The sequence below is a fragment of the Paraburkholderia sp. BL25I1N1 genome (assembly GCF_003002025.1).
Lineage (GTDB): Bacteria > Pseudomonadota > Gammaproteobacteria > Burkholderiales > Burkholderiaceae > Paraburkholderia.
This window is the reverse complement of the sequence record NZ_PVZB01000010.1, coordinates 276,959-284,326: the sequence shown is the minus strand read 5'-3', so window position 1 is coordinate 284,326 and position 7,368 is coordinate 276,959. Positions and strand designations below refer to the sequence as shown.

6 protein-coding genes are annotated in these 7,368 nt (G+C 62.0%); 4 read left to right on the top strand and 2 right to left on the bottom strand.

All coding sequences use genetic code 11. The features are described from left to right. Nucleotides 1-117: 117 nt before the first annotated feature. Together B0G73_RS17405 and B0G73_RS17400 are read right to left on the bottom strand one after the other, a co-directional pair. Nucleotides 118-1,590, bottom strand: a complete 1,473-nt coding sequence (locus tag B0G73_RS17405) for an NAD-dependent succinate-semialdehyde dehydrogenase (RefSeq protein ID WP_106282541.1) — start codon at nucleotides 1,588-1,590, stop codon at nucleotides 118-120. A gap of 180 nt (nucleotides 1,591-1,770) precedes the next feature. Further along, nucleotides 1,771-2,787, bottom strand: a complete 1,017-nt coding sequence (locus B0G73_RS17400) for a LacI family DNA-binding transcriptional regulator (protein ID WP_106282540.1) — start codon at nucleotides 2,785-2,787, stop codon at nucleotides 1,771-1,773. Between the two features lie 204 nt (nucleotides 2,788-2,991). Here B0G73_RS17400 and B0G73_RS17395 point away from each other — a divergent pair, with 204 nt between their 5' ends. From B0G73_RS17395 to B0G73_RS17380, 4 genes are all read left to right on the top strand, one after another. After that, nucleotides 2,992-4,131 carry an ABC transporter ATP-binding protein gene (locus B0G73_RS17395; RefSeq protein WP_106282539.1) on the top strand — a complete coding sequence of 380 codons (1,140 nt, stop codon included), beginning with the start codon at nucleotides 2,992-2,994 and terminating at the stop codon, nucleotides 4,129-4,131. Nucleotides 4,132-4,252: 121 nt separating this feature from the next. Continuing rightward, nucleotides 4,253-5,506, top strand: a complete 1,254-nt coding sequence (locus tag B0G73_RS17390) for an ABC transporter substrate-binding protein (protein ID WP_106282538.1) — start codon at nucleotides 4,253-4,255, stop codon at nucleotides 5,504-5,506. A gap of 85 nt (nucleotides 5,507-5,591) precedes the next feature. After that, on the top strand, nucleotides 5,592-6,497 hold the full coding sequence (locus B0G73_RS17385) for a carbohydrate ABC transporter permease (protein WP_106282537.1): 906 nt from the start codon (nucleotides 5,592-5,594) through the stop codon (nucleotides 6,495-6,497). 19 nt (nucleotides 6,498-6,516) lie between these two features. Continuing rightward, nucleotides 6,517-7,368: a carbohydrate ABC transporter permease gene (locus B0G73_RS17380; RefSeq protein WP_106282536.1), complete on the top strand. Its 852-nt coding sequence runs from the start codon at nucleotides 6,517-6,519 to the stop codon at nucleotides 7,366-7,368.

Here is a 7,368-nt window from a genome sequence, read left to right as displayed (position 1 = left end):
GGTTCCTGTTCTTCTTTGTCACGGTTGCTTCGGTCATAGGACGTTATTTCCGTTATCGTCTCATGACCTCGGCACACAGAAAATCTGACAGGCTCGCTCTAGCGGGAGGGCGGCTCGTCAATCCAGCCCGCCCTGGCACATGTACTTGATCGACATGTAATCGTCGAGCCCATACTTCGACCCTTCGCGGCCATAGCCCGATTCCTTTACGCCGCCGAACGGCGCCGCTTCGCTCGACACCGCGCCTTCATTGATGCCGATCACGCCCGCTTCGAGTTGCGCGGCCACGCGGTTGATACGCCGCACGTCCTGCGTATAGAAGTAGGCGGCGAGGCCGAACGGCGTGTCGTTGGAGAGACGGATCGCTTCGGCTTCATCGTCGAAACGGAACAGCGGCGCAACCGGGCCGAAGGTCTCTTCGCAGCAGACGAGCATGCCGTCCTTCGTGTCCGTCAGCACGGTCGGCGCGTAGTAGTTCGGTCCGAGTTCCGTCAGGCGCCTGCCGCCCACCAGCACCTTCGCGCCATGTTTGACGGCGTCTTCCACGTGACGGGCGATTTTCTCGATCGCACGTTCGTTGATCATCGGGCCGATTTGCGCTTGCGGGTCGGTTGCAGGCGCAACTTTCAGCGCGCCGACGCGTTTCGCGAGCAGATCGGCGAAACGCTCATAGACACCAGCCTGCACATAGACGCGATTCGGACACACGCAGGTCTGGCCGCCATTGCGGAACTTCGCCGCCATCAGGCCGGTAACGGCGGCGTCGAGATCGGCGTCGTCGAATACGATGAAGGGCGCGTTGCCGCCCAACTCCAGCGAGAGCTTTTTCAGCGTGCCCGCGGATTCACGCGCGAGATGCTTGCCCACCGGCGTCGAACCCGTGAAGGTGATCTTGCGTACCCGTGCGTCGGCGAGCCAGTCGGCAACGGCGGCAATGCCCTGTTCACGCGACGCCGACAGCATGTTCAGCACGCCGTCCGGCAAACCGGCTTCCTGAGCGAGCGCGGCGAGGGCGAGCGCGGTGAGCGGCGTGTCTTCGGCGGGTTTGGCGACCACGGTGCAACCCGCCGCGAGCGCGGGCGCGATCTTGCGGGCGATCATGGCCAGCGGGAAATTCCACGGCGTGATCGCCGCGACCACGCCGACCGGTTCCTTCACCGCGCTCATGCGCTTGCCGCGCTGCTGCTGCGGAATCAGATCGCCGTAGATGCGGGTCGCTTCGTCGGCGAACCAGGCCACGTACGACGCGCCATAAGCGACTTCGCCGCGGGCCTCCGCGAGCGGCTTGCCCTGTTCCATCGACATCAGCTTCGCGAGGTCGTCGGTATTGGCGACGATCAGCGCATGCCAGCGGCGCAGAATCTCGGCGCGCTCGCGCGGCAGCCTGTCGCGCCAGGCGGGGAATGCGCTAGCTGCGGCGTTGGTGGCGGCACGCGCGTCAGCGGCGCCGCTGTCGGCGACTTCGACGATCGTCTCGCCGGTGGCCGGGTTGGTGACAGCAAAGCGGGCGCCGTCGGCGGCGCCGGTCCATGCTCCGTCTATCAGGTTCTGCGAGCGAATCAGTTCATTGCGTGTCAATGCGAGAGACATTCGGTTGCTCCTTCAGGTTGCCCTTGACGTAGCGAGGCACGCGGCCGCGTACGCGCGTCGATTGATGGATCGATGCTACGCCTCTACCGCAATCGATGAAATTGCCAATCGAGGCGCCGGTGGTGCGCACGCCGTTTTTTTGCGGCGATCACAGCATTTTCTGCTGATCACCCTGCAAATTCATTTCAGCCGCCGCGGCCCGGTCGATGCGCGCACCACCAAAGTGGGCGGCGGCGCGAGCACCATCGATGGCTGCTGGTTCGGCGTCTGGATGAGCCGGATCAGACTCTCGATCGACAACTCGGCGATCGCCGCGGTCTGAATGGCGACCGTCGTCAGGGCAGGGTGAACCTGATGAGCGAGTTGAATATCCGTAATGCCGATCACCGAAACGTCGTTCGGGACCGCGCGGCCCAGCGTGATCAGCGCCTGTGCCGCGCCGATGGCGAGCAGGTCGTTGGTCGCGAAGATCGCGGTGAGGTGCGGCCGGTTCGCCATCAGTTGCATGCAGGCGGCGTAGCCGGCGTCGATCGAGTCGCGAATCTGCAGCACCGCCGCCGCATCGGTCTCGATGCCGGCGGCGCGCATTGCAGCGCGAAAGCCGTTGGAGCGCGCATCCTGCAAGCCGCCGCAACCGTCGCCGATCAGGAGGCCGATTTCGCGGTGGCCGAGTTCGAGCAGATGCCGTGCGGCCAGTTCGCCCGCACGCGCGAAGTCAACGGCGATGCAGGGCAGCGCGGGCGGCGCTTCCGGGTGCTCCCACATGGCCAGCAGAATCGGCGCGCTGTGCGTGGCGGAGGCGCACAGGTCGTTGATCGTGATGTCCGTGTTCATGACGAGCACGCCGTCGGCCAGCGTGCCAGCGATCTGGTTCAGATACGCGCGGCCGATTTCGGCGTCATCGTCAGTATTGCAAACCATCAGGAAGTGGCCGGCTTTGCGCGCGGCGCGTTCGGCTGCCAGCACGAACTCGGGGTAGAACGGGTTCGAAATATTCGACAGCATCAAGGCGAGCGTCGACGAGCGGCCCTCGGCCAATGCGCGTGCGTTCAGGTTGGGCCGGTAGCCGAGATCGGCGATCGCCTTGAGCACACGCTCAGCCGTTTCCGGGCGCACCTTCTCGCGATTGCGCAGCACGTTGGAGACGGTGGCGGCGGTGACGTGAGCGCGTTTCGCGACTTCGGACAGAGTGACCATGTTCTCGTTATCCCATATTCAGGGAATGTGATTCAAATGTTGCAAGCCGCTGGCGACGTTGATAACTTGCTGGAAAACACACAGGAGACACCCACCGTGACTTTTTCCCTCGAACTCGAATTTAAGCGATTAAATGCCTGCCGCGCAAGGGTTGGCCACTTATTTTTCAGAGAAATTTAAGCGGTTAAATCCACAGGAGGCAACATGGCGGCAATTCGTTTGACGAACGTGCAAAAGTCGTACGGTGACCATCCGCCGGTGATCCGGCGCGTGAATCTGGACATCGGGCAGCACGAGTTCTGTGTCTTTCTCGGCCCATCGGGTTGCGGTAAGTCGACCCTGCTGCGAATGATCGCCGGTCTCGAAGATTTGAGCGAAGGCGAGTTGCATATCGGCGGACGTCTCGTGAACGGTGTGCCCGCTGCCGCGCGCGGCGTGGCGATGGTGTTCCAGAGCTACGCGCTGTTTCCGCACATGACCGTGTTCGACAACATGGCATTCGGACTGAAGCTCGCGAAACAACCCAAGGACGTGATCGACAGCAAGGTGCGCGAAGCCGCGCGCATCCTGCAACTGGATGATTATTTGCAGCGCTTTCCGAAGGCGCTTTCGGGCGGGCAGCGGCAGCGCGTCGCAATCGGCCGCGCGATTGTGCGCGAGCCTGGCGTGTTCCTGTTCGACGAGCCGCTGTCGAATCTCGACGCCGCGCTGCGTGGCCAAACGCGAGTCGAAATCGCGCGGCTGCATCAGCGCTTCGCCAACGCGAGCGTGGTCTACGTGACCCACGACCAGGTCGAAGCCATGACGCTCGCCGACCGCATCGTGCTGCTGCACGCCGGCGCGGATGCGGAGCGCTTTGGCAGCGTCGCGCAGAGTGGCGCGCCGCTCGAGTTGTATCACCATCCTAAGTCGCGCTTCGTGGCGGGCTTCATCGGTTCGCCGCGCATGAATTTTATCGACGCCGTGGTCGATTCGATCGAGCCTGGTAGCGTAACGGTCACGCTGACCCGGAGCGGCGAGCGTCTGAACGCGTACGTCGACGGTCAACGCTTGCAAAGCGGCCAGCCGGTCACGCTCGGCGTGCGGCCGGAACATTTGCGCCTCGACGGCGACGGGCAATTCATTCAATGCACGACAGTGCTCTCGGAACGGCTCGGCGAACACAGCTACATTCACGCGGATCATGCAGCGGGCACGCTGATCGCCAAGGCTGCGGGCGATACGCCGATCGGCTCCGGCGAACGCATCGCCATTCACGTTCCGCCTTCCGCGTGCCATCTATTCGATGCGGATGGGATTGCATTGCGGCGAAGCGCGTTCGAGCCCGAACGGGCCGCCGCGTGAGTTTCCGTTCATGAGCGCAGATAGCGCCCACTGATTGATCAAAGCCGAATTCCGCCACAGAGCGGGTTACATCGCCGGCAGCCGTTCGCTGCCGGCCAACAAGGTATCAAGGAGACACAAGATGATTGCTCTTCGCCTTCGCCGTCTTGCACACGTGTCGATCGCAGCCGCGCTGGTTGCCGGCTCGCTCTGCTGTGCCGCCGTCGACGCCGCCACGCTCAACGTCAATGTATCGGCGCGCGGTAATCAACGCTCGACATGGCAAGACGCGTTCGACAAGTTCAAAAAAGGCAATCCCGATGTCGATCTCAAAGTGACCTACATTACCGAAGAAGCGTACAAGGTGCAGATGAGCGGCTGGCTCGCCACCGATCCGCCTGACGTCGTCTCGTGGCACGACGGCGAGCGCATGGCGTATTACGCGCAACGCGGGTTGCTCGAAGACCTGTCGCCGGATTGGAGCAAGAACGGCTGGACGCAGCAGTATGCGTCGGTGAAAGAAGCGTCGACGTATAAGGGCAAGCAGTATGCGGCGCCGCTCGGCTACGACGCATACGGTTTCTTCTATCGCAAGGACCTGTTCGAGAAAGCCGGCATCAAGAGCGAGCCGAAGACGTGGGATGAATTCCTCGACGCCTGCAAGAAGCTGAAAGCCAGTGGCGTCGCGCCGATCGCCGTGGCCGCGCGTGATAGCTGGACGCTCGCCGCCTGGTTCGACTATCTCGATCTGCGCATCAACGGCAATGCCTTCCACCAGCAATTGATGGCCGGCGAAATTCCGTACACCGACGCGCGCGTGAAAAAGGTCTACGCCGCGTGGAAAACGCTGATCGACGATCGCTACTTCATCGACAACGCGCTCTCCTACGACCTCGATTCGATCGCGCCGTTTCTCGTGAACGGCAAGGCGTCGATGATGCTGATGGGCACGTTCTTCTCTGCGAGCATCCCGGCGAACCTCAAACCGCAAACCGGCTTCTTCCGTTTCCCGGTGATCGACGCCAACGTGCCGATGGCCGAAGACGGTCCGGTCAATGTGCTGCTGATTCCCGCGAAAGCGAAGAACAAGGCCGATGCGCGCAAACTGCTCGCCTTCATGGAACAGCCGCAGATCAACGCCGATCTCGCGAAGGGCTGGGGCCAACTGCCGTCGAACAGCCAGTCGGCGGAACCCGAAGACGCGATTTCCAAGGTCGGCTTCCAGACGCTCGCCAATACTAAAGGCGGCATTGCGCAGTTCTACGATCGCGACATGCAAAAGGAAATGGCTGACGAAGGCATGAAAGCGATGCTGCAGTTTTATAGCGATCCGTCGCAACTCGACGCTGTGCTCGTGCGCCTCGAAGCGACCCGCAAGCGCATCTACCAGAAGTAAAGAAGTCAGCCCTGGAGCGCCGGCGGCGTAGCAACGGCCGGCGCTCGTCTTCGATTCGCCTTCGCTTTTCAACGAGGCCCGATCCATGTCTCATTCCGCAGCGCGCCGCTTGCCCGCGGCTTCGCACCGTCACGTCTCGACGACGCGCCGTCATCAGCACCGCGCCGCGTTTTTCTTCCTGTTGCCGGGTTGCGCGTTGTTTTGCCTGTGTGTCGTGTATCCGATCATCAGCAGCATTTCACTCAGTTTTTATCACTGGGACGGCATGACGCCGAAAACCTTCGCGGGTTTCGATAACTACGTCGAGCTGTTCCATGCCGACACGTTTTACACGGCTCTGAAAAACAACCTCATCTGGCTCGCGATGTTCCTGCTCGCGCCGCCGCTCGGCCTGCTGTTCGCGTTGTATCTGAACCAGCATATCCGTGGCATGCGCGTCGTGAAGTCGCTGTTCTTCGCGCCGTTCGTGCTCTCCGGCGTGGTGGTCGGTCTCGTGTTCAGCTGGTTCTACGACCCGGGCTTCGGCTTGCTGCGTTTGATCGTCGGCCACGGCATTCCGGTGCTCGGCGATCCGCACACGGTGACGTTCGGCATCGTCTTCGCCGCACTGTGGCCGCAAACGCCGTTCTGCATGGTGCTGTATCTCACGGGCCTTACCGGCATCAATCCGGAAGTGGTCGAGGCGGCGCGCATGGAAGGCGCCAAGGGCGTGAAGCTGCTGTGGCATGTAATCCTGCCGCAGTTGCGGCCGGCCACCTTCATGGCCGTGGTGCTGACGGTGATCGGTGCGCTGCGCAGCTTCGACCTGATTGCGGTGATGAGCGGCGGCGGTCCGTTCGACAGTTCCACCGTGCTCGCTTATTACATGTACGACCAGGCCATCAAGTACTACCGCGAAGGCTATTCCGCGGCGATTGCCGTCGTGCTGTTCGCCATCATGCTCGTCTACATCGTGTTCCATTTGCGCCGCATGCTGCGCGAAGAACGCTGATCTCCAGGAGTTACGCGTCATGTATCCGCTTCCCGTCGAACGCTGGAAACCGCTTAACCGAAGGCTCTATAAAGCGTCGCTGCCCGTCGCGCTGCTGATATGGCTGCTGCCGATGCTGGCCGTGCTCGTCACGTCGATTCGCTCTTCCGACGAGCTCTCGCAAGGCGACTACTGGGGTTGGCCGAAACACTTCGCGCTGATCGAAAACTATGGCGCCGCGCTGACGCAAACGCCGATGCTGCATTACTTCGCCAACAGCGTGCTGATCACGGTGCCTTCGGTGATCGGCGCGATTGTGCTGGCATCGATGGCGGGTTTTGCTTTAGCCACCTATCGGTTTCCAGGCAATACAGCCGTGTTGTTCGCGTTCGTTGCGGGCAATTTCGTGCCGATCCAGATTCTGATGATCCCAGTGCGCGACATGGCGTTGAAGGTCGGACTCTTCAACAGCGTGTGGGCGCTGGTGATTTTCCATGTGTCGTTTCAGACCGGCTTTTGCACGCTCTTTCTGCGCAATTTCATCAAGCAGTTGCCGTTCGAAATGATCGAGGCCGCGCGCGTGGAAGGCGCGAGCGAATGGACCATCTACCTGCGCATCGTGCTGCCGCTGATCCGTCCCGCGCTCGCCGCGCTCGGCATCCTGGTGTTCACCTTCGTGTGGAACGACTACTTCTGGGCACTATGCCTCACGCAAGGCGACGGCGCCGCGCCCATCACCGTGGGCGTCGCGGCGCTCAAGGGCCAGTGGACGACCGCATGGAATCTGGTCGCAGCGGGCTCGGTGCTGGCCGCGTTGCCTTCCGTGCTGATGTTCTTCGCGATGCAGAAGCATTTCGTCGCCGGTCTGACTTTCGGCGCAAGCAAGGGCTGA